This window comes from Arthrobacter sp. fls2-241-R2A-200 (assembly GCF_030209745.1).
Classification (GTDB): domain Bacteria; phylum Actinomycetota; class Actinomycetes; order Actinomycetales; family Micrococcaceae; genus Arthrobacter.
On the sequence record NZ_JARVRJ010000017.1, the window covers coordinates 94,623 to 115,057 of the forward strand.

Consider the following 20,435-nt stretch of genomic DNA (forward strand, 5'->3'; position numbering starts at 1 on the left):
GGACGGCCTAGTAGCCTCTATGACATGCCCGATATCGAACTTCCCATCACCACGGAGCGGCTGGTCCTGCGGCGCTTTGAAGCCGAAGACCTGGACCGGTTCCACGGCTACCAGTCGCTTCCGGAGACTGCCCGCTTCCTCTTCCGCAACGAGCTCAGCAGGACCCGGTCCATGGAAGTCCTCGGGCGGTACGCAAACTTCCAGTTCACAGGGGAGGGGGACTGGGTTTGCCTGGCGATTGAGCGGAAGGACCGGCCCGGGTTGCAGGGCGAGATTGTCCTGAAGTGGCTTGAGGGGACAGGCCAAGGTGAGATCGGCTGGATTCTGCATCCGGATGCCCGCGGCCAAGGGATCGCTACCGAGGCCGCCGAAGCTGTCCTGGATTTGGCCTTCGGCCAGCTCGCCTTCCACCGCGTCGACGCGAAACTCGATGCCCTCAACACAGGCTCAGCGGGAATTTGCCAACGGCTGGGCATGCGGTTGGAGGCCGCCCTGGTGGATAACTGGCACTACAAAGGCCAATGGGCAACCGAGAGTATCTACGCGATCCTCGACGCCGAATGGCGGGGCAGGCAGGACTCAGGACTCAATCGGCCATGACTTGTGGAGTTTCAGTTGTTCAGTCATCTCAGCTTCGGGCAGCGGTCTGCTGAAGTAATACCCCTGGCCGCTGGTGCAGCCGATGCTCAGGAGGTAATCGGCTTGTTCTTCTGTTTCGATACCCTCCCACACGGCATTCAGTCCGCACGCCCGGATCAGTTGCAGCACTGCGGCAAGAAGGGCTGGTTGCGAGGGATCACTCCCCAGGGCGGCAAGCAGGGTCCTGTCCACCTTCACGGCGTCCACGGGCAGCTGCCGGAGGTAGCTGATGGACGAGTAACCTGTGCCGAAGTCATCGATCTCCAGCCCCACGCCGAGCCGCTGCAGGCTGCTCAGCGTGTAGCGGTCCAAGGCGTTCCCTTGGATAACGGCGCTTTCGGTCAGCTCAAGGACAAGGGCGGCCGGGTCCAGCCCGGACGCCGACAGGGCTTCCCGCACCTCTTCCACGAACTCAAGCCTTTGCAGGTCGGGAGCCGAAACATTGATACGCATAGAGAAGTTATGGCTTGACGTCAATGGGTCGCTGCGCCATAGCTTCAACTGCTCGACGGCGGCACGCAGCACCCAGCCGCCCAATTGCGAGATCATCCCGGTTTCTTCGGCGATAGGGATGAACTCGTCTGGCATGACGATCCCACGCGTGGGGTGGTTCCAGCGGACCAACGCCTCGACGCCCTCTATCTCCCGGGTGTCCAAGCGGATGATCGGCTGGTAGTACAGCACCAATTGGGAGCCTGCAATGGCCTCTTTGAGCTCGGCCACCAGCTGGTTGCGCATCTGCCGTACGTGCAACATGGACGGCTCGAATGCCTTGAGTTTGCCCCTCCCGTCCGCTTTGGATTCGTACATGGCAATATCGACTTCCATCATCAAGTCATCGGCGCTGACGCCTGGATCAGCCATGCGCAGGCCCATGCTGGCCCCACACCGAAGGTGGTGTCCCTCGATCTCTATCAGGCCGTCCAAAGCCGCCAAGATCCGGTTTCCGACTGAAGCCGCCATGGCAGGGGATACGTCCGGCAAAAGAACAGCAAACTCGTCGCCGCCCATACGGGCCACCATGTCTTGTTCCCGGACTGCCCCCGAGATCCGGCGGGCGACGGTCTCCAGTACTTTGTCCCCGATGGTGTGGCCCAAAGAGTCGTTGATGGCCTTGAACCCGTCCATGTCCAGGAGAAGAATCGCCGGCTTGGTGCTCGTTTCGAGGCTGGCCGCTTGGGCCTCCGCCAGCGCCGCAGAGAATGCAGATCGGTTGCTCAACCCGGTCAAGGGATCGGTCATGGCCATGTGTTGCATTGCCAAGCGGGCATCATTGAGCTGCTGGGTGCGGGCTTCCACCCGCTGTTCGAGCTCCTCGTAGATGATCTGTAGGTCTTCGGCCAACAGGTTGGTTCCCATGATTACAGCGTCGATCTCATCGCGCGCAGCTGAGACCTCGATCCTCGTTTCCAGGTCTCCCGCAGCCAACCTGACGATGCCCTCCAAGAGGAGGCCCAGGCGGGGATCGTCCGCGGAGTACGCGGTTTCCTCAGACATGGTCACTCCCCATAGGACCTGTTCGGCCGGTCATCGATATGCAGCAGGTGTTCACGAACTGCGGCGCTCCGCTCCGGTAGTGCGGCCTCGTCGAACAGCCGCGCCGTTTCCTCGAAGGTTGCCACAGCGTCGTCGCGCCTTCCTGCTTCCACCAACGCCCGCGCCAAGAGGAAATGCGCTTCGGCCGCCGTTTGGGTGGCCAAGATGGAGGATCGGGCACACAGCGGTTCAAGAATTGCCAACGCCTCAGGGATGTCTTGAATGAGGAAATTCCAGTGTGCCCTAACCAGCGCCATTTCCAAATGGTCCCGCTCGGATCCCCCCACGATATCCGTGGCCAGTTCCGCACGCTCAATGCATCGAAGCGTTGCTGCGTCGTTGAGCTTTGCCTGTAATCGCATTTCGGCCGATGCCCGATTGAAGCGGGCCCATAAATCGACATCTTTGGAGGGCGAAAGCCATTCGGCAGCCTGATCGTGATATCGAACGCCCTCTGAGACGTGATCGGTGAGGAAGGCTACGTTCCCGATGACCCAGTAGCCCTTTCCGGCTGTATCCTCGTCAACTTCATCCGTCAGGAGCGTTTCCAGGACGAGGCACTCCCGCCAGGCGTCCTCCAAGCGTCTGCTTTCGGCCAAAGCCGCAATCAAAGCACGCTGGGCTAGCACTTGAACATAACGCAGTTCGGGATCCTGGGCAGCCAGTTGCGCAGCCGCGGACGCCACTTCCGCGGCTTCCGGAAGCCGGCCAGAGCCCTGTAAAGCAACGGCCAAGAGGGTGCCGGCCTTCGCGCCGAGCTCCGGGGAGGTGGCGGTCAATTGGAGGTTGTTCAGATCCGTAGCCAGCTTCAGGTATTGCTCAATGTTTCCCTGGTCCCTCAGGCACTCAGCTTGGAGGTAGAGCATATTCCACCACAAAAGGTGATCACCGGCGGCCTGGGCAAGATGTGCGGCTTCACCGGCCAAGCGATACGCGTCCTCAAAGTCCCGCTCTTTCCATTTGGCGCGCGCAGTGAGCCCGGCGACAAGGTGGGGGGCTAACTGCGGACTCTGCATGTGCTCATTATCCATGTCAAAGATGGACAAAAGCTCGTATAGTTTGCGGGGTGACGTTTTTACATATCACATACTGAAGTTCGCATCAGTTTGAAAGGGCACAGCGGATGAAGAAATTTGCAGTAACCCTGCTCATGGCAGGCATTTTGGCGGTAGCAGGATTCGTTGCTCCGGCCAATGCCGCGCCAACCCAGGAAACCAACACCACGGCAATCGGATGGTGGCCTAACAGCGTGACCACCACCAAGACGAATACCACGACGATTGGGTGGTGGCCGAACTAATTGGGGATAGGACGGCCTGTCCTGACAGGCTGATGAAACAGCACGATGCCCCGGGTGACTACCCGGGGCATCGTTGTTTTAATCGTTCTTCTCAGCGCGCTGTGTTGCGAAAGCGTGCCTAGGGACCACCAACGGGAAGCTCCACGGATACTGTGGTCCCGGTACCCAGCGTGGAGTCGAACACCATTTTGCCCATGTGGCGGCTGATGATGTCATGCGCGATCGCCAACCCCAGTCCACTCCCGGGCACGGCTGCCGACGTAGCGTTGGAGGCCCGGTAGAAGCGGGTGAAAATGTGCGGCAGGTCGTGCTCCGGGATACCAAGTCCAGTGTCGGCGATGCGTACCACCGCAGAGGTTCGTCCACCGTTGGAGGCGGTCACTGAACTGGTGATCCCCACCTGGCCGCCCACGGGCGTGAACTTGATGGCGTTGGCAACGATGTTGGTGAAGACCTGTTCAAGCTTGGCTTCGTCAGCTGTGATCTCCACGTCCTCCGACGCCTCCGAGAAGGACACCGAGATGTGGCGGGATTCAGCCAGGGGGCGCAAAGTTGCCACCACTACTTGGAGCAGTTTGGCGATGTCCACAGGTTTAAGGTCCAGGTTGCTGGCGTCCTGCATGGACACCGTAAGCATGTCCTCGATGAGCGTGCGGAGCCTGTCCGAGTTGCGGGTTACGACGTCGAGCATGCTGCTGATGCCGTCCGGAACCGGTCCGCCGGCGCCGTCACGAATCATGTCCAAGTAAGCCGTGATGGAGGTCAGCGGAGTGCGGAGTTCGTGGTTTACGGTGGCGAGGAAGTCTGTTTTGGCTTTGTCCAATTGCCTCAACTGGTGAAGCACGCGCTGTTGGGCGCCAATGAGGTGGCCTTGGATCAGTCCATGGGCTACGTTCGCCGCCACGTGCTGCATGAGGGCGATTTCGGCACTGGTCCACGGGTGCCTCTCCTGCACGGTGGCGAGCAAGATGACACCCAGGGCGGAGCTGCCCTCGCCTACGGGGAGCAACACTGTGGAAATCGGGTGGATCTCCTCAGCCCATTCGTGCAGGGCCATGGTGATCCGGGAATCGGGTTCCTCCCGGTGATCGGTCACGGCCAGGACTTCCGCCTCGGCCCACAACCGATTGGATACCTCGATGATGGTCTCTTCACTGGGGCCAAGCTTCGCTGGGAGCTGGGGAAGGCCGGGCCGGTTACATTGGGCGCGGATCAGGGGGACCCGTTCATCGCGGAACGTCGCGAACCATACGTGGTCCACATCCAAGGCCCTGCCGAATCCGCGGACAACATGGTTGGCGATGATTTGTGGATCATTGGTTTCCCGGATCGCCGCCGAAACGTTACGGAGGTTTTCGCGCAGGGCCTCGACCTTGCTGCGGTTCCGGACACGTTCGGCTGCACGGCCCACCAGGGCTTTGACCCGCTGGACCAGTTCGTCATTGCGCACCGGGCTGAAGATATAGTCCGCCTGGCGCCATGCCTCCACGGTCTTCGGATCCACGGAGTCTTCCGGCCCAACGAGCAGGAGGATGGGCGCGCCAGGATTGTGGAGGCTGTCGGCCAGTGCGTTTTCGACGACGATCACCGAGGGCGTCCGCGCGTTGATCAAGGCCGCAAGCGAGGCCGGGTCACACGCCGCAAGTACCTCGAAACCCGCTGACGCCAGCGCAGTTGTGCTTGCTCCCAGGCGGTCCTGGTCTGAATCTGCCACGACAGCAAGAGGAGCGTGCTGCGCATTGGAGCCAGTCGGGCCCACAGAACCACCTCCAAGACGATATTGCCCACCCGAATTGCGGATTTGCCAACACCCTATCAGCGGCAGGCCGGTACGGAGGTCCGGCGCTGAACAAGCCGCATGAGTGTTTACCTGCGTCTTTACTTTGGCCTGCGGATTAGTCAGCCTTGAGGCAGACTGCAATCGAGGAGAATAGTGAAGCCGGAAGCAACACCAAACCAGCAAGAGGTCGCGTTTGAGCTCAAGCTCCAAGACCCCGGCTATTTACGCCTGACCTGGCCCCGGGGTGCCAGGATCAAGGAAGCGGACGCCCAAAGGGCCATGGATCGGGTTAACGAACTCTGTGGCGCCAACCGGCATCCGATGATCGTGGATATGGCCACCACCGACGACGTCACCAGGGGTGCCCGTTCGGTGTTCGCCAAACCCTGCCAGGCATCGCGGATCGCACTGCTTGGCGCCTCACCCGTGGACAGGGTTATCGCCAATTTCTTCCTCGGCATCATGAAAGCGCCGTGCCCCACCAAGTTCTTTACGTCCGAGACAGAAGCCCTGGAGTGGCTGTTGGGCGTGTAAGGACGCTTATATTTAGATCATGTTCTCCGCTCTCCGGAAGTACCTGCTGGTACCTCGCCTCATCAGGCTCTCTTCTTCCGCGCCTAAAGACGCCTCCACTGCCTGGGATAAGTACTGGGGCGACGTACGGTCCACCGGAGCCGGCGGGGATGTCCTATGGGACTCCGGCAGCGACCATGAACTCAACGGCTACCTCCCCATCCTGGCCCAACTGGACCCGGCGCTTCCCGTGGTGGACGTTGGGTGTGGCAATGGCAGCTTCACCCGCCTCCTGGCCCGGCATTTCCCGCACGCGCTGGGACTCGACTATTCCGCCAACGCTGTGGAACGGGCCCGTCAGGAGTCCGCGGGAATGACGACGACGTCGTTCGCGGTCTGCGACATGACGGCACCTGACGCGGCGGGCACCGTAGCGACGGCGCTCGAAGCCGCCGGCTGGAAGGGCGAAGCCAACGTCTTTATCCGGGGAGTGCTGCACGTCCTGGACCGCGAGGGGCGCGCTGCGTTGGCCGAGAACCTGCGTCCCGTCATCGGATCCCGGGGCAGCGTCTTCCTGGCCGAAACCAACTTCCGGGGCACTCCCGTGGACTACGTCAGCCACCTGGGCGCCACCCGGAATTCCATTCCAGAGCCGCTGGAGTGGGCCATCCGCGGGTTGCCGATGCCCGGACATTTCGGTGCACCGCAGCGAACCAAAGCCTTCCCGGCGGCCAACTGGGATCTCTTGGCGGAGGGCGAGGCCCATATCGAGACCCGCCCCCTCACCAACCCCCACTCCTCGGACGTGATCCCCGGGTATTACGCCGTCCTGCGGGCCCAGCAGGCCTGAGTCCTACTTCAGCAGGTCCTACTTCAGCCCGGCGCCGGGCAACAGTGCGGTGGCGCCCAAGGCATCCGCTACGAACGCGTAGTCCCATGCCCGTTCCCGCCACTGGACGTACCTGCCGGACGCCCCTCCGTGGCCGCCGTCCATCTCAATCTTCATGACCACCGGCTCCGCCCCGGTGGTCACCGAACGTAGCTCCTGGACCCATTTGGCCGGCTCTACGTACAGCACCCTGGTGTCGTTGAACGAGGTGACGGCGGCAATCTTGGGATAGTCCACGGCCCGCACATTCTCGTACGGAGTGTAGGACTTCATGTAGGCGTACACCTCGGGGTCGGTGATCGGGTTACCCCATTCCTCCCATTCCAAGGCGGAGAGCGGAAGGTCCGGGTCCAGGATGGTGGTCAGCGCATCCACAAAGGGCACTTGGGCCACCACCGCCGCGTATTTTTCGGGCGCCATGTTGGCGATGGCGCCCATTAGAAGGCCGCCGGCTGAGCCGCCCATTGCAGCTATGCGGGCAGGGTCCACCCACCCTGAACCCGCGAGCCAGTCGGTGGCGGCGATGAAGTCGGAGAAAGTGTTCTTCTTGCTGAGCTTCTTGCCTTGGTCATACCAATGGCGGCCCAACTCGCCACCGCCGCGGATGTGTGCGATCACCATGACGATCCCGCGGTCCAAGAGTGACAACCGGGCCACCCCGAAACCCGGGTCCATGCTCACTTCGTAGGAGCCGTAGCCATACACCAGGCCGGCAGAAGCGCCGTCCTGCTGTACCGATGCGTGCCGGAGCACGGATAGCGGCACGCGGGTGCCGTCGTCGGCCGTGGCCCATTCGCGGGTGGCCACATAGTCCGCAGGCGAGTAGCCGCCCAAAACGGGGCTTTCCTTGCGGAGCAGCAACTGGCCGTGGGGCTGGTCGGGGGTAGGCAGGACGAAGTCATAGACGCGCGACGGCGTGAAGTAGGACGTGTAGCCCATGCGGATTACCGGGGCGTCGTAGTCAGACCCGGAAACCCCTGCCGTGTACAGCTCTTCGTCGAACGAAGGCTCCACCGGTGCCTGTTGCCCTTCGGTTCCGAGCCCTGCAAGCGGCAGCACCTGGACGCGCTCAATGGTGTCCTTGCGGACGGACAGCACCAGATGGGTTGAGGTGAGGCCCGCGCCGTTGACGCGGACGTCATCGGAGTGCTCGACGACGGTACGCCAGTGCTGCTCGGCGAGCGGCTTGGTGAGCTCGGCTGGATCAACGAGGCTGACCATCGAGTTGATGGCGTCCTTATTGTGGGTCAGGAGCAGCGTTTCGCGGCCCTCCAGCAGGAAGGGTTCGGCGTCGTAAAGGATGCGTTCATCACGAGAGATAACGGTGGTCAGTCCGGCATCGGGATCGTCGAAGCGCAACAGGCGGGTCTCGCTGAACTCGGAGCAGCCGATGCTGAGCACCAGGTGACGGCGATCCGAGGCGAGGTCGAAACCGAGCCACATGGCGACGTCGTCCTCTTGATAAAGAACCTTGTCCTCGGAAACGGGCGTGCCCAAAACGTGGGACTTCACTTGGTAGGGTCGCCACGAATCGTCGGCGAGGGTGTAGAAGATGCGGGTGCCGTCAGGGGAGAAGGCCACGCCGTAAAAAATGTTCTCGATAACGTCGGGGAGGAGCTCGCCCGTGCGCAGATCCTTGATGCGCAGCGTGAAGCGCTCGTCCCCTGCGTTATCCACTGCGTAGGCGTAGAGATTGCCGTCCACGGTCACGGCGGCGCCGCCGACACTGAAGAAGGGCTTGCCTTCAGCCTCGAGGTTGCCGTCCAGGATGATCTGTTCACCCGGAAGCTCCAAGCCCGCCTCCACAGTGGGGGGAGTCCAGTCAGCCACGCGGTCACCGGTGTTTTGCGCTTGCACGCGGCACTGGATGCTGTACTCCATGCCTTCCACGGACCTGCTGTAGTACCACCACCCATCCTTGCGGCTGGGCACGGACAGGTCAGTCTCCTGCGTGCGTCCCTTGATTTCCTGGAACATGGCTTCACGGAGCGGCTCCTGATGAGCCGTCTGCGCTTCCTGGTAAGCGTTCTCAGCCCGGAGGTGCGCGATGACCTCCTCCGATTCCTTGTCCCGCAGCCACTCGTAGTTGTCCACGAACACATCTCCATGGTGTTCGCGGCGCGTGGGAACACGCTTGGCGACGGGAGGCTGGATGGACGGTTCCGTATCAGCGGCAGGTGCGGAGGAAGTCTGGCTCATGTGGCCACTCTATAGAGGGCCCCTGACACCGAGCCGGAATTTCGCTCAGAGCGCCGGACGGGGGCCACCGCTAGCGATAGCTGTCCACGACTTAGCAGGGAACCAGCACTCTCGCGTCATGACTTGCGCTGGGGTGCCACTCAGTATAGGCGAGCACGGTTTGTGCCCTTTCCGTTCCGAAGAGTTGGAGGTTCAGATGGTCCCGCTTCAATCACCCAGTGTCCACGTTGGAAAACGGGTGCGCCTGCAAGCCCGGCAGCATCCGGAGACGTTGCGGCGCTCGCCGGTGGATTTGGAAGTTGTGATTCCTGCGTACAACGAGGCAACGAGGATTCCGAATACGTTGGTACAAACGGTGGACTTCCTCGCCAGCCAATCATGGTCCTCACGCATTGTGGTGGTGGACAACGGCAGCGTGGACGAGACGGCGGCGGTGGTGCGGCGTATCTCCCGTGACGCGGGTGCCATGGTGCCTATCTCCTTGGTGGGCTGCTCCCTGCAGGGAAAGGGAGCTGCTGTCCGGCGTGGCCTACTGAGCGGAACGTCCAGGTTTACCGGCTTCTTTGACGCAGACCTCGCTACTCCTTTGGAAACCCTCACCGAGACGATGTCCCTCCTCGAGGACGGGGCGGCAGCGGTGATTGCGTCCCGCCATGCGGAGGGCTCTACCGTGGTGCGTCCACAGCATCTCGGGCGCAGGGTGGGGGGAACGGCGTTCCGCGTGCTGACCAAAGCAAAGGTCAAGGGCATCCAAGACACCCAATGTGGCTTCAAATTCTTTGAACGGGACGCCTTGACCGCGGCAATGGTGCAGTGCCGCAGCACCGGCTTCGCCTTTGACGTGGAGCTCCTTTTGCGCCTCCAGAACAATGAGGCACGCATCGTGGAGCTCCCGGTTGCCTGGACTGACGGAGCTAAGTCAACCTTCCGCCCCTTCCAGGATGGCGTGGCCAGTTTCGCCTCAGTGATTCAACTTCAGAAAGCATCAGCATGACCTATGCCACAACGGACATGAACTCCCCGGCACAGCTTGCCGGCAAACATGTGCTGGTCCTCAACTGGCGCGACATCCAACATTCCCAGGCTGGTGGCGCCGAACAGTACATGCACCAGATCTCACGTAGATGGGTGCAAAACGGAGTTCAAGTTACGTGGTTTACCGGGCGTGACTCGGGCCAGGCTGCGGAGGACGTCATCGACGGGATCCGGATACTGCGCGGGGGAGGCCCCTTGTCGATTTACGGCCAGGCAGCGCTCAAGATGCTCCGCAGCGGAGCGAATTACGATGCCGTTGTTGACTGCCAAAACGGGATCCCGTTTTTCTCCCCCTTGTTCCTGCCGCGCACTACGCCCATCGTCCAAGTGGTCCATCACGTCCACCAAGAACAGTTCCGGACAAAATTCTCCCCACCCATGGCTGCGGTGGGACGTTTCCTGGAGAGCGCCGGCGCCAAGACGGTGTACGGCCAACGCTCCATCGTCGCCGTTTCGCCGTCAACCCGCTTGGAATTGCGGAAGCTCGGATTTTCCGGACCCATCCACGTGGTGCCTAACGGCAGCATCGACATTCCTCCTTTGGTGGCAGAACGGGCGGCTGAGCCGACCATCGCCGTCGTGAGCCGTTTAGTGCCGCATAAGCGGCTGGACCTGTTGTTGGGGCAGTTCGCCGTCGCCGTGCGGACCGTGCCGAAACTGCGTTTGGACCTTGTTGGTGACGGTCCCGAGCGGTCCCGTCTGCAACAGCTGGCCATGGACCTGGGCCTCGACGACGCCGTGACGTTCCACGGTTATCAACCCGACGCGGTGCGGGATGCGTTGTTGGGCAGGGCATGGTTGACCGCGTCCACCTCGGCTTCGGAGGGATGGGGATGCTCGGTGATTGAGGCGGCCGCGTGGGGTGTGCCTTGCTTGGCCTTGCGAGTGCCCGGCATCCGGGACTCAGTTGTTGAAGGCAGGACCGGATGGCTTGTGGACCCGCCCCGGGAATTCGCAAACGCAATGATCGATGCCGTGTGGGCGTTGGCTGCACCGCGAACGGCCAGCGTGATGGCCGCCGAGTGCCGCGAATGGGCCGGATGCTTCACATGGGACAGGAGCGCAAGGCTGCTCACGGGGGCGCTCCTCGAGGAAGAAAAATTGTTGCGCGAGGGCGGAGATCCACGCGCCAGCCACTCGGATCTCTCAACCTTGGCGCAGTTCGATCTGCCCGCCGAAGCGGATCTGGATACCATCCTGCGCCCAACGGACGAGATTGCGGTGATTGGGGGGAGCTACGTATCGGTGTTGATGAGGGGGCGCGACGAATTCGAAGCCTTCGCTGCCGTGACAAGGATCGGCGGCGAAGGGGTGCAGCTCCGTCCCGCTGGCCCGAACACGCTCCTCGCCGGGCCTGGAAGCGCGTTCTCTCCTGTCGACGCCGTCGACGGTAAGTAGCGCCAATTTGTTGGTGGAGGTAAAAGATCACGTCATGACCACTGCTGTGCGTGGGCGTGCAACAGCGCAGGGCAGGGACAACACGCCGGACAGCAGGGTGGACGTAGCCGGCAACAGCGGTGTCCTCGCTGTCTCCGCGGGAGTGGTTGGCCTCGTTAGTTATGCCTGCACCCTTTTGATGGCCAACACGCTGGGCACCGCCGACTACACGTTGTTCGCCTCGGCCGCGATGATGGTCGGGATCGTGGGTATCGTGGCTGCGGCTTTGGTCCCCCTACCGCTTTCACACGTTGTGGCTGCTTATCCCGCGGGCTCTGAAGGCAGGCGTGACGGGATTGCTTTCTCGGTTTTTGTTTCGTGCCTGGCTGGCGCTGCGGCTGCCCTCGTGTCGGGCGGTCTGACGCTGGCGCTGGGCAAACCGTCCATGGCCGGCGCGGTGGCACTGGGTTCTTTCGCCATTTTCGCTGTGACGGCCCAAGAGGGATGGCTTCAAGGCGAACTGCGTTTTAAGTGGTACGCCTTGCGGACCGTCGGCGAAGTGGTGGTCAGGCTGATGTTCAGCCTGTTGGTCGTTGCCCTGGCTTGGGGTGCCGGTGGGGCCGTCCTGGGCTTCGCCGTGGGTGCCGCCGGAGGACTGTTGGTGCCGCGTTCGTTCTATCGCGACCTCCGTTGGCGCCCGCATGTGGTGCGCCAAAAATGGCGGTGGGCTGAAACCAGCGACATCGCATCGGTTCTGTGCGTGGTGTCGGTATTGGTGGGCATTGATGTGGTCTTGGTGGGCTTTCTGGACGACGGATCGGTGGCCGCCGCAGGTTTCCAGGCCCTCTCGACGATCGCCAAGGGTCCCGTTTATGTGGCGGCAGGGACCGCGCTGGTGGCCTTCCCGTTGCTGCGCACCCCAGGGGTGGACGCCGGCGGCGTCCTGAGGGATGCCTTCGCTTCTTTCGGGCAACTCGCCGTGGTGGCCTTTGCCATCATCGCCACCGCGCCTGCGTCGCTGGCCGGCCTGATTGTTCCGCAGAAATATCACGGCTCGTTGGAACTCCTGCCGTGGCTTGCCGCAGCCGGCTTGGGTTACGCGGTGTTGATGGGACTTTCCACAGTGCTGTTGGCCATGCGGGCCTACCGTCGTTGCCAGGTTGGCCTCGTGTGCGCGTCGTTGCTGGTTGTCGGCGGTCTGTGGGGCGGATGGCAGGTGGACGGCGTCTTCGGCTTGAGCATCGGTTGTGCCGTCGGGTCTGTAGCGGCCGCCGTCGTGCTGGTGGTGTTGGCGCGGCCCATCCTGATGGCTGCCGGGCCGGGCGCCGGAGTCGGCCGGTCTGCGCTCCTTGCCGTGGCCTTGCTGGTAGTCCTCGCTATGGCCGGGCATCTGCAGCCGATGGTGTGGCTTCTGGTGTCCGGTGTCAGCGGGGCGGCAGTCCTGGCCCACCAGCGCGGCATGCTGCCGTACTGGAACGACCTCAGAATTCGACGGCGACGGCGGGCCCGGCGCCGCCGCACGTCCAAGCATGGCGAGCGGCGAACAGCGCGAGTGGCGTTCTTGGGCAGTTGGGTGTTTACCAACGCAGCGGTTGCCTTCATTGCCGTGGTTGCCGGGGCGTTCGGTGTCCGGGCCTTGGGCCTTCAGCAGGGTTTTGAACTGTGGGTGGATGAGCTGTTGTACGTCCAACTCGGTGAATCCGTCAGCACCGGCCACTTCCCCACGCTGCCGGATGGGCCGTTTTTCCTTCACCCACCCGGCTACTTCCTGCTCGAAGCCGCCGCCATCAAACTCTTCAACATTTCCGGACCCATCATCGACGTCACTTTGCACCTGCGCTGGCTCAACGCCGCGTTGGGTGCCGTGACCGTGGGGCTGGGTTTCCTCTTGGTGCGGAAGCTGGCAAGCACGACGGCGGCATGGCTCACAGCTGCGCTTCTCGCGTTCGAGCCGTTCGTCCTCAGGAACAACAGCCATGCGTTCCTGGAAACTTCGGCGATGCTGCCGGCTCTGATCGGCCTGCTCTTGCTCGTGGATAGACGCGCACAGAAGAGCAGGCGATCTTTCCTGAGGATTGCTGCCGCCGGTCTGCTGCTGGGGATTTCCGTGCTGTGTAAAGACTTCTTCTTTATTTGCAGCGTTGCCCCCGTCCTCGTTGCCACTGTGTGGAAGAAGACGATCCCGTGGCGTCAAGGGCTGGCCGTGGTCGCCTTCGGGTTGGTCCCCTATGCGGTGTACCTGCTGGTTGTGACTGCCAATGGATACTTCCCCAGTTGGGTGTGGGCCAAGAGCAACGGCGTATTGCGCATGTCCGGGGCGGTGAAGACCTCGGGATTTACGGCGGAGGGGTCCCCGAGCCTGGTCTCGCGGCTCATTGAGCAAGGCGGCAGCTTCGGTACAAGTTATGCGCTGTTGGGCTTGTGCCCCTTGGTGGGGCTCCTCCTGTGCTTCAGCCATTACGCCGGTCGGCGTCTGATCGGGTTGGCCGGCTTGGGCCTTGGCGCGGCGGGCGCCTACAGTGCAGTGTTCGGCACGTTCGAGGAACAATACGGGTACGGCGTCATGGTGGCCGGGGCTATCTGTTCGGTCCTGGTTGTGGTGGAGCTGCGGGAAAGACGCCCCAAAGCACGCCGACCGCTGGCAGTCCTCAGCGTTTGCTACGTGGTTGTCACCGTGGTGTTGGGGCTCCGTACCGAACTGGCCGTGGATGACGGTTTCGTCAGGGCCAACGGCTGGATACAAGCCGAACTTCCACCCGACGCCCGGATCAGCGTCACCAACAGCACAGCGCAGTTCGCCTACAGGGCGGATCCGCGGTTCGGGATTTGGCCTTCTGCGCCCCTGATGAAACAAAACGGCGTCAGCTACATCCTCACCCAGTCCAAGCCCACCAGCCAGGGCTACGGATATGCCAACCCCACCATGCTCGTTTGGTTGAAAACCCATGGCACCCCGATGATCACCACCCCCGGCCCTACTAACGGTGAAACCACCGTTTGGTACGTGGATCCCGCCGATCTTGAAGCCGCGGCAGCGGCCAACATCGGGGTGCCCTCCAAGGACTACGGGACGGAAAAATGATAATGCGAGTTTTGCACTTGGGATTTGAGGATCCCCGTATGCCCGGAGCCGGCGGCGGGTCAGTCAGGACCCACGAAATCAACAGCCGCCTCGCAGCGAAGGGGTTTGACGTCACGGTACTGACCACCCGTTATCCCGGTTGGGAGGCGCGCGTCCAGGACAGGGTACGCTATATCCCCATCGGCATCGGCACCGGAAAAAGCAGGTTGACCAGGCTGCTCGGATACGTAGTGCGCCTGCCCTGGGAAGTACGCAAACGCCGTTCGGCGGCAGACCTTGTTGTGGAGGACTTTTTCGCGCCCTTTGCCACCATGGCCGCACCGCTCTGGACTTGGCGCCCCACCATCGGAATCGTTCAATGGCTCCACGCCCGTGACAAAGCACGGCAATATAAGTTGCCCCTGCACTGGCTTGAACGGTGGGGCGTTCGCAAACATCGCCGGCTCATCTCCGTTTCGCAGGGAATTGCTGACAACTTGTGGGCATATAACCCGAACGTCCACGTGGATGTCATCGGAAACGGAGTCGACCCCTCCGCGTGGAAACCGGAACCCAAGCTCGGGCGTGACATCCTCTTCCTCGGCCGTCTGGAGTTCGGCCACAAAGGGCTGGATCTGCTCTTGGAAGCGTGGGCGCAGTGCAGCGAGCGCATAGACGCCACCCTGCTGATCGCGGGGACCGGGCATGACGAAGCCAAGCTGCGCGAAGCCATCCGCAAGTCCGGTCTTGAAGGCCGGATCAAAATGCTTGGCTGGCTGTCGGGGGACAGGAAGTTCCAAGCGCTCAGTGATGCACGGCTGGTGGTGGTGCCTTCCAGGCATGAAACCTTTGGGTTGGTGGCCATCGACGCCTTGGCCACGGGGACCCCGGTGATCGCGTTCGACATCCCCTGCCTCAGGGATGTGGTTCCACGGGGTGCGGGTTGGCTGGTGGACGCCTTTGACGTCAACGCCTTCGCCGACGAGATGGCGCGGCGTTACATGGACTCCGGGCTGCGGACCGCGGCGTTGATCGGACGGGAATTCGCCGCCGGGTACAACTGGGACGCGCTCGCCGACATGCAGGCTAAGTCATACCGGGACTCGCTGATGGCTTTGGCGCCAGCCGGGTCAGAAGCAGTGCACCCCAGCAGCCGGGAAGGGGCGTAAATGCCACGTCAATCAACAATCGAACACTCGCTGGCGGGCGACGCGCCTTGGTTGTTCCTCTCGCCCCACCTCGACGACGCCGTGTTGTCCTGCGGCGCGCTGATGGAAGCACAAGCCCGGGGACGCGAGATTATCGTTGCCACGGTGTTCAGCGAAGCAACGCCTGCACCACACACTCGCGCGGCGCGGTCCTTTTTGCGGCAATGCACCATGTCAGACGCCGGAGAGCTATTCGAAGCCCGGAAGGCGGAGGACCGGGCAGTCCTGGCGGACATGGGCATCCAATCCATCCATCTCGGCGAGGTGGATGCGCTGTTCCGACGCCGGCGCAAGCCACCCCGGCTGGGGAGCAGCGCCTGGGACAGGCTCCTCCCTGAGCTCACCCACCGCTACCCCAGCTATCGGTTTGATATCGCCATGGGCCGGATTGCCAGAGGCGACAGCGAACTCATCCGCGAGTTGAGGAACGTTGTGTCTGCGCTCATCAGTCAAACGCAGGCTGAGCTGCTGTTCTGTCCGGCCGGGGTGGGTAACCACGTGGACCACCTCATCACCCGCGGGCTGGGCGCGGATCACCGGGATCGCTTGGTGATGTACTCGGATTTCCCGTACGACATGGTGGCGGGACCGGACCAAACGCACATCGACCGCATGGGACTTGTGCCGTGGACCTGGGCCGAGGGCCTCCACGCCAAACCTGGCCGGATCCGGCAATACGCTACCCAGGCCGACGCGTTGTTCCCCGACGGCAAGATTCCCTTGCACCCCGAAACCTATTACGTGCCGTCCGTGTAGACGCTCCTAAAAGCTTGACTGAAATCGTCCGCTCCGCATATTCTGAACGAACGGTCGGTAATTTATTAGGAGCAACCATGGCATCGCAGAATCTGCAGTCAGTGCCCGCTGAGCTGTCCCCGGAGGAGCAGGAGCGGGAGGAAGCGGGTAAGGCGTACTTTGATCGCATCATCTCGGAGGACTCGCGCATCGAACCGCGTGACTGGATGCCGGCGGCATACCGCAAGACCCTGCTACGGCAGATCTCCCAGCATGCCCACTCGGAAATCATCGGGATGCAGCCGGAAGCCAACTGGATTACCAGGGCACCGAGCCTGAAGCGGAAGTCCATCTTGATGGCCAAAGTCCAGGACGAGGCTGGTCACGGCTTGTACCTGTACTCCGCAGCAGAAACGCTGGGCCAGAGCAGGGACCAGATGATGGAAGATTTGATCGCCGGCAAGGCCCGGTACTCGTCCATCTTTAACTACCCCACGATTTCCTGGGCGGACATGGGAGCCATCGGTTGGCTTGTGGATGGTGCCGCCATCTGCAACCAAGTGCCCCTGTGCCGCGCCTCCTACGGTCCTTACGGCCGCGCAATGGTGCGCATCTGCAAGGAAGAGTCCTTCCACCAGCGCCAGGGTTTCGAGATCCTGCTCGAGCTCTCCAACGGCACGCCTGCACAGAAGCAGATGGCCCAAGACGCAGTGAACCGCTGGTACGCGCCGTCGTTGATGATGTTTGGTCCGCCGGATGACGATTCGCCCAACTCCAAGCAGTCCATGGCATGGAACATCAAGCGTTTCAGCAACGATGAACTCCGCAGCCGGTTCGTCGGGATGATGGTGGAGCAGGTCCGCGTCCTTGGCTTGACCCTCCCGGACAAGGACATCCGCTTCAACGAAGAGACCAAGAAGTGGGAGCACGGGCCCCTGGACTGGAACGAGTTCAAGGAAGTCCTGGCGGGCCGCGGCCCCTGCAACTCGCAGCGCATCGAGCGCCGCCGTGAGGCACACGAAAACGGTGCTTGGGTTCGCGAAGCCGCAGTGGCTTACGCCCGCAAGCAAGCAGAGAAAGTGAACGTAGCATAATGGCTCCCCACGGCAACCCCGAAGCACCGGCCAGCGCCGCCAGTGAGATTAACCGCGAAGCACCTAAGGTCGCTACTACTGCGGACCAGCATCGTGAAGCGCCATGGTCCCTCTGGGAAGTCTTCGTGCGCTCCAGCCGGGGTCTCTCGCATGTGCACGCTGGTTCCTTGCACGCTCCGGATGCAGCTATGGCCTTGCGAAATGCCCGGGATCTGTACACACGGCGCAATGAGGGCGTCTCCATCTGGGTGGTTCCGGCAGAGGCCATCTCCTCCAGCGACCCGGATTCCAAGGGAGCATTTTTCGAGTCCCCTCAGGGCAAGGATTACCGCCACGCCACCTACTACACCAAGAGCGAAGGCGTGAAGCACCTGTGAGCAACAAAGAAACCGACTTCGCTATCGAGGGCCACGGCGACATTTCCGTAGGAGTCCACGGCGCTGGTGCGTCCGGAGATGGTTCTGCAAGCGCCACCCGCATCACGCCAGGTAATGCACTGCGTCCGGAAGACATTGCCCTTGAGATCACCAGGGGAGAGATCAAGCCCAGCGAGGACGTCGCCGAGTTCGCCCTGCGCGTGGGCGACGACGGCCTGATCCTCGCCCAGCGCTTGGGCCACTGGATTTCCCGTGCTCCTGAGCTCGAGGAAGACATCGCGCTCGGCAACATCGCCTTGGATCAGCTGGGCCACGCCCGTTCGTTCCTGACCTATGCCGGTGCTGCTTGGGGCAAGTCCGAGGACGATCTGGCGTACTTCCGCCGCGAACACGAGTTCCGTTCAGCGCACCTGTTTGAACAGCCCAACGGTGATTTCGCAGTGACCATCGCGCGCCAGTTCATTGTGAGTTTCTATCAGTACGAGCTCTACACCGCGTTGACCGCGTCCACGGATCCCACCATTGCCGCCATCTCCGCGAAGGCCGTGAAGGAAGTGGATTACCACCGCGATCACAGTGCCCAGTGGGTGCTGCGCCTAGCGGGCGGCACTGACGAATCCAGGAAGCGCATCATCCAGGGTTTCAAGCTCTTGTGGCCGTACGTGGACGAACTGTTCGAAGACGATGAGCTGACCACCCGCCTGGCCGAGGCCGGCGTCGTGGTTCAACCGTCGAGCCTCCGCTCGGCATTCGACCGGCTGACGGGCGAAATCATGGCCGAAGCCGAACTTGATATCCCCGCCGTTCCGCAGGCACCCGGTGGTGGCCGCCGCGGTAGGCACTCTGAGCACCTTGGTTTTGTCCTTGCTGAGATGCAGGTCCTGGCGCGCGAGCACCCAGGCGCAAGCTGGTGACCAGCGTGGCAGCACGGGCGCTCAGCACGGTGGAGCAGCAGGCATGGGACATCGCGTCCACTGTCTGCGATCCGGAGATCCCGGTCCTGACCATCGAGGACCTGGGCATCCTGCGGGGCATCCGCGTCACGCCTGCGGTAGGGGAGGCTGACTCGCACGACGGCGGCCCCGCAACTACCGCCGTCGAGGTCACCATCACGCCCACCTATTCCGGCTGTCCCGCGATGGACGCCATTGGTGACGATCTCCGGAAGGCCTTCGAGCAGCAAGGCTACGCAAGCGTGGATATCAACCTGGTGCTCGCGCCGGCGTGGACCACGGATTGGATGACCGAGTCCGGCAAGGCGAAGCTGCAGGAGTACGGGATCGCGCCGCCCTCGGGCCGGGCTGCCGCTGGCGGACATTCCGGGCCCGTCCGGCTGAGCCTCGCGGTCAAATGCCCGCAGTGCAACTCGCTGAACACCAAGGAACTCACCCGTTTTGGTTCCACGTCCTGCAAGGCGCTGTTTGTCTGCCAGGACTGCAAGGAACCGTTCGACTACTTCAAAGTCCTCTAAGGAAGCAGCCATGACCACCGAAACACAGACGGCCAGCCGCCGTCGTGCGTCTTTCCACAACCTGACCGTCACGGACGTCCGACGCCTCACGGACGATGCCATTGAGGTCACGTTCGGTGTTCCTGCCGAGTTGGCTGGCCAGTATGACTACCTTCCAGGCCAGTACGTAGCGTTGCGCACCACGTTGCCTGACGAGAGCGGCGAACCTCACGAGGTCCGCCGCAGCTACTCCATCTGCGCGGAGCCGCGCAGCTTTGCGGACGGCAGCAGCGAGATTCGTGTGGCCATCAAGAAGGACTTGGGTGGGCTGTTCTCCACGTGGGCCAACGCTGAGCTCAAGGCCGGAGACGTGTTGGACGTGATGAGCCCGCAGGGTGCGTTCATCTCACGGCACGGCAAGGACGGTTCCGCCGTTCAGCACAACGTCATGAATTCCATGAACCACCCCGAGGAACTGGCGGGGGAGCCCGGGAACTTTGTGGCGATCGCCGCAGGGTCCGGCATCACTCCGGTGATCGCGATCGCGCGGACCCTCCTGGCAGCGAATCCCGAGACCACTTTTGACTTGGTGTACGCGAACAAAGCCGCCATGGACGTGATGTTCCTTGAGGAGCTCGCGGACTTGAAGGACAAGTACCCTACGCGCTTGGCGTTGCACCATGTGCTGTCTCGTGAACAGCGCATCGCTCCCTTGATGACGGGGCGCATCGATTCGGAGAAGTTGCAGGCGCTTTTGAGCAGTGCCATCCACGCCGAGGACGTGGACGAATGGTTCCTGTGCGGGCCGTTCGAGTTGGTCCAGTTGTGCCGCGACACGCTGGCCGCACGTGGCGTGGAGCCGGAGCACATCCGCTTTGAACTGTTCACCACCGGCCGGCCGGACCGCCCCGAGGGCAACGCCGGCAGGCCCGTTCTTGCCGACGAGTCGCAGGATACCTACAAGATCACCTTCACCTTGGACGGGCTCACCGGCGACGTCGCCAGCCCAACCCATGCCCGCGAGTCCATTCTCAACGCTGCCCTGCGCGTTCGTCCGGACGTCCCATTCGCGTGCGCCGGCGGCGTCTGCGGGACCTGCCGGGCCAAACTGGTCACCGGTACGGTGACCATGGACGAGAACTATGCGCTTGAACAGGACGAGCTGGATAAGGGTTACGTCCTGACCTGCCAGTCCCACCCCACCAGCGAAGAAGTGACCGTCAACTTCGACGTCTAAGGAGT

General features: G+C 62.4%; 18 protein-coding genes. 14 read left to right on the plus strand and 4 right to left on the minus strand.

Annotated elements, in window-relative coordinates; translation table 11 throughout:
* The first annotated feature begins 24 nt into the window (after nt 1-24).
* Nucleotides 25-600: a GNAT family N-acetyltransferase gene (locus QRN42_RS16225; RefSeq protein ID WP_284980169.1), complete on the plus strand. Its 576-nt coding sequence runs from the start codon at nt 25-27 to the stop codon at nt 598-600.
* Here the strand turns inward: QRN42_RS16225 and QRN42_RS16230 are convergent.
* Together QRN42_RS16230 and QRN42_RS16235 are read right to left on the minus strand one after the other, a co-directional pair.
* Nucleotides 580-2,136: a putative bifunctional diguanylate cyclase/phosphodiesterase gene (locus QRN42_RS16230; RefSeq protein WP_284980170.1), complete on the minus strand. Its 1,557-nt coding sequence runs from the start codon at nt 2,134-2,136 to the stop codon at nt 580-582. The two genes, QRN42_RS16225 and QRN42_RS16230, sit on opposite strands and share 21 nt — an antisense overlap.
* Before the next feature lie 2 nt (nt 2,137-2,138).
* Entirely contained in the window at nt 2,139-3,191 is a 1,053-nt protein-coding gene (locus QRN42_RS16235; RefSeq protein WP_284980171.1) for a hypothetical protein, read from the minus strand.
* Between the two features lie 107 nt (nt 3,192-3,298).
* On the opposite strand from QRN42_RS16235, the gene QRN42_RS16240 reads away from it, so the two are divergent.
* Nucleotides 3,299-3,475, plus strand: coding sequence for a hypothetical protein (locus tag QRN42_RS16240; RefSeq protein WP_284980172.1), 177 nt, complete (start codon nt 3,299-3,301; stop codon nt 3,473-3,475).
* A 118-nt stretch (nt 3,476-3,593) separates the two neighbouring features.
* Here QRN42_RS16240 and QRN42_RS16245 read toward each other — a convergent pair whose 3' ends face one another.
* Nucleotides 3,594-5,189 (minus strand): ATP-binding protein, encoded by a 1,596-nt coding sequence (locus QRN42_RS16245; RefSeq protein ID WP_284980173.1) that lies wholly within the window; start codon nt 5,187-5,189, stop codon nt 3,594-3,596.
* Between the two features lie 219 nt (nt 5,190-5,408).
* Between QRN42_RS16245 and QRN42_RS16250 the strand changes: the two genes are divergently transcribed.
* Together QRN42_RS16250 and QRN42_RS16255 are read left to right on the plus strand one after the other, a co-directional pair.
* Entirely contained in the window at nt 5,409-5,789 is a 381-nt protein-coding gene (locus tag QRN42_RS16250) for a DUF7793 family protein (RefSeq protein WP_284980174.1), read from the plus strand.
* Between the two features lie 19 nt (nt 5,790-5,808).
* Nucleotides 5,809-6,618, plus strand: a complete 810-nt coding sequence (locus QRN42_RS16255; RefSeq protein WP_284980175.1) for a class I SAM-dependent methyltransferase — start codon at nt 5,809-5,811, stop codon at nt 6,616-6,618.
* Nucleotides 6,619-6,636: 18 nt separating this feature from the next.
* Here QRN42_RS16255 and QRN42_RS16260 read toward each other — a convergent pair whose 3' ends face one another.
* Nucleotides 6,637-8,856 carry a S9 family peptidase gene (locus QRN42_RS16260; RefSeq protein WP_284980176.1) on the minus strand — a complete coding sequence of 740 codons (2,220 nt, stop codon included), beginning with the start codon at nt 8,854-8,856 and terminating at the stop codon, nt 6,637-6,639.
* Nucleotides 8,857-9,052: 196 nt separating this feature from the next.
* On the opposite strand from QRN42_RS16260, the gene QRN42_RS16265 reads away from it, so the two are divergent.
* The 10 genes from QRN42_RS16265 (at nt 9,053) to paaE (ending at nt 20,430) form a co-directional block, all read left to right on the plus strand.
* On the plus strand, nt 9,053-9,850 hold the full coding sequence (locus QRN42_RS16265) for a glycosyltransferase (RefSeq protein ID WP_284980177.1): 798 nt from the start codon (nt 9,053-9,055) through the stop codon (nt 9,848-9,850).
* Nucleotides 9,847-11,289 (plus strand): glycosyltransferase family 4 protein, encoded by a 1,443-nt coding sequence (locus tag QRN42_RS16270; protein ID WP_284980178.1) that lies wholly within the window; start codon nt 9,847-9,849, stop codon nt 11,287-11,289. Before QRN42_RS16265 ends, QRN42_RS16270 begins: the two co-directional genes overlap by 4 nt.
* A gap of 34 nt (nt 11,290-11,323) precedes the next feature.
* Nucleotides 11,324-14,350 carry a polysaccharide biosynthesis protein gene (locus tag QRN42_RS16275; protein ID WP_284980179.1) on the plus strand — a complete coding sequence of 1,009 codons (3,027 nt, stop codon included), beginning with the start codon at nt 11,324-11,326 and terminating at the stop codon, nt 14,348-14,350.
* Nucleotides 14,351-14,352: 2 nt separating this feature from the next.
* Nucleotides 14,353-15,498 carry a glycosyltransferase family 4 protein gene (locus QRN42_RS16280; RefSeq protein WP_284980180.1) on the plus strand — a complete coding sequence of 382 codons (1,146 nt, stop codon included), beginning with the start codon at nt 14,353-14,355 and terminating at the stop codon, nt 15,496-15,498.
* Nucleotides 15,499-16,293, plus strand: a complete 795-nt coding sequence (locus QRN42_RS16285; RefSeq protein ID WP_284980181.1) for a PIG-L deacetylase family protein — start codon at nt 15,499-15,501, stop codon at nt 16,291-16,293. It begins immediately after the preceding gene.
* A gap of 77 nt (nt 16,294-16,370) precedes the next feature.
* The gene (paaA, locus tag QRN42_RS16290; RefSeq protein WP_284975501.1) at nt 16,371-17,366 is read left to right on the plus strand and encodes a 1,2-phenylacetyl-CoA epoxidase subunit PaaA; all 996 of its coding nucleotides are present in this window, start codon (nt 16,371-16,373) and stop codon (nt 17,364-17,366) included.
* On the plus strand, nt 17,366-17,743 hold the full coding sequence (paaB, locus tag QRN42_RS16295; protein WP_284975500.1) for a 1,2-phenylacetyl-CoA epoxidase subunit PaaB: 378 nt from the start codon (nt 17,366-17,368) through the stop codon (nt 17,741-17,743). Before paaA ends, paaB begins: the two co-directional genes overlap by 1 nt.
* A complete protein-coding gene (paaC, locus tag QRN42_RS16300; protein WP_284980182.1) occupies nt 17,740-18,657 on the plus strand; it encodes a 1,2-phenylacetyl-CoA epoxidase subunit PaaC in 918 nt (305 codons plus the stop codon). The genes paaB and paaC overlap by 4 nt, the downstream gene beginning before the upstream one ends.
* Nucleotides 18,654-19,214, plus strand: coding sequence for a 1,2-phenylacetyl-CoA epoxidase subunit PaaD (gene paaD, locus QRN42_RS16305; RefSeq protein WP_284980183.1), 561 nt, complete (start codon nt 18,654-18,656; stop codon nt 19,212-19,214). Before paaC ends, paaD begins: the two co-directional genes overlap by 4 nt.
* A gap of 10 nt (nt 19,215-19,224) precedes the next feature.
* Nucleotides 19,225-20,430, plus strand: a complete 1,206-nt coding sequence (gene paaE, locus QRN42_RS16310) for a 1,2-phenylacetyl-CoA epoxidase subunit PaaE (RefSeq protein ID WP_284980184.1) — start codon at nt 19,225-19,227, stop codon at nt 20,428-20,430.
* Nucleotides 20,431-20,435: the final 5 nt, after the last annotated feature.